Source organism: Rubripirellula obstinata, assembly GCF_001642955.1.
Taxonomy (GTDB): Bacteria; Planctomycetota; Planctomycetia; order Pirellulales; family Pirellulaceae; genus Rubripirellula; species Rubripirellula obstinata.
Map to the genome: position 1 here is coordinate 1 of NZ_LWSK01000268.1, position 1,713 is coordinate 1,713.

At 53.8% G+C, this 1,713-nt stretch carries 3 protein-coding genes; 2 read left to right on the plus strand and 1 reads right to left on the minus strand.

The window, feature by feature from the left end:
* Positions 1 to 874: 874 nt before the first annotated feature.
* Together RC85_RS25655 and RC85_RS25660 are read left to right on the plus strand one after the other, a co-directional pair.
* Positions 875 to 1,108, plus strand: a complete 234-nt coding sequence (locus RC85_RS25655) for a hypothetical protein (RefSeq protein WP_068267788.1) — start codon at positions 875 to 877, stop codon at positions 1,106 to 1,108.
* Positions 1,105 to 1,515 carry an HNH endonuclease gene (locus tag RC85_RS25660; protein ID WP_068267792.1) on the plus strand — a complete coding sequence of 137 codons (411 nt, stop codon included), beginning with the start codon at positions 1,105 to 1,107 and terminating at the stop codon, positions 1,513 to 1,515. The genes RC85_RS25655 and RC85_RS25660 overlap by 4 nt, the downstream gene beginning before the upstream one ends.
* Here RC85_RS25660 and RC85_RS28795 read toward each other — a convergent pair.
* The coding region (locus RC85_RS28795) for a hypothetical protein (RefSeq protein WP_238383245.1) at positions 1,506 to 1,713 on the minus strand (208 nt) is incomplete at its 5' end. The genes RC85_RS25660 and RC85_RS28795 overlap by 10 nt on opposite strands.

A 1,713-nucleotide genomic window follows, 5' to 3' on the forward strand; every position in this document is an offset into this window, starting at 1 on the left:
TCCGCAGACGGTCTCCGCGACCCGATCCGTGCGCTTTATTGATCGCACAAATTGCACTCGCTTGCAAGCAAAATTTCAGTTCCTCCCAAGCCTCCTCTTCGCGCGCGAAGTTAGTCAGATAACCATGACATGCACCGGAGTGGCGGTGGTTAGTTTTCTCGTTTGCTTGCAAGTCGTTCGCCGCCACCCGGTGATGTCTACCGTTATCCGACTCGGCGTTTCGTTGCCCACGTCAACTAGACAATCCGCTTGAACCGAAACCCCTGAATCATGCACGCACTTACAATTGCATTGACGTTGTACATATCGGTCGATGGGGCGACGCAAGAATCGGCCCGCCAGGACGTAATCAACGCGAGGGTATTCTACCCTGTGCCCGACAGTGCTGTCATGTACAATCCGGAACCCGTTGCTCCGTTTTTTGTAAAGCAATCGTACGCAACGTCCTCAGATCGCACGAAATTGATCACTGCGAAACACCACTTAATCTTCTGGGCGTATGGCTACGTGTCCCGATCGCCGATATCCTGGACCACTGTCTCTCCCGATCACCAAGCTATCGCTGACGCGAATAGATGGCGTCGAGTTAACGCTAATGGCACGTTCAATATGAAATTTCCAACACCTATCCCTGACTGACAAGCACCAGCCTTGGTGACGTTCCGTCGTTGTTTTCCGCTCGCGCGTCTCATGCTTACTGGCGGTCCGACTCGTATCCAAACTCCGGATAACCAACGGTTGCAACGGAGTGGCGGTGGTCGGCGTTTCCGTTTGCTTGCATGGGCACTCCCGCCACCCGCTGAACCGAACCGTTATCCGACTGAGCATGATTCAAGGTGTTTCCGGGGACGCTTGTAGCTGCTAAACTACCGAGATGATCAAAGCATACACCGAAATCGTTGATTTTATCGCGTCCGGCACAACGCCAGAGGCCGTCGCGTGCTTTACAGCTTCTGCTGAGGCAAAAAACCGCGTTGCCGAGCTAATCTCGCGTGAAAAACGATCCGAATTGTCTTCGGATGAGCGGACGGAGCTCGACCACTACATTGAAGTTGAGCACATCATGCGGTTGGCCAAGGCGAAAGCTCGCAAGATTGTGGGCACATGACGTCCTACATTTCGGTGGGCCTTCGATCCCTGGTCTTTGAGCGATCAGGCGGGCGGTGCGAGTACTGCAAGATCAAAGATTCCGACACCTTTTTTGGATGCCAGATCGACCATATCATCGCCGAAAAACATGGGGGCGAAACGGTTGAATCTAACCTTGCGTTCACCTGTGCGTGCTGCAATCGGTTCAAGGGAACAGATATTGGTTCAATTGCTGAGTTTACTGGTGAATTAGTACGCTTCTTCAATCCACGGGTTGATGATTGGGCGGACCACTTCCATGTCGACGATTTTCAAATCCTTCCTTTCACGCCGATCGGCGAAGTAACATGCCGCATTTTGCGATTCAACTCACCTGAACGCATATCGGAACGTGAGGCGATTGGAAAAAGCGGGTTTCACGGATAACCATTGCATGCACCGGAGTGGCGGCCGCACACTCTTCTCTCTGCTTGCACGTCAAATCCCGCCACCTCGGTGATGCTTGCCGTTATCCGACTGAGCCGCGGACACTTGCTGCCCGCCTCGCGCCCTGCGGGGCATAACCGATGCTCGACCAAATCCGCTTTGCCCGCAACGCTCGACGAAACCGAAGTGCCGACTGCC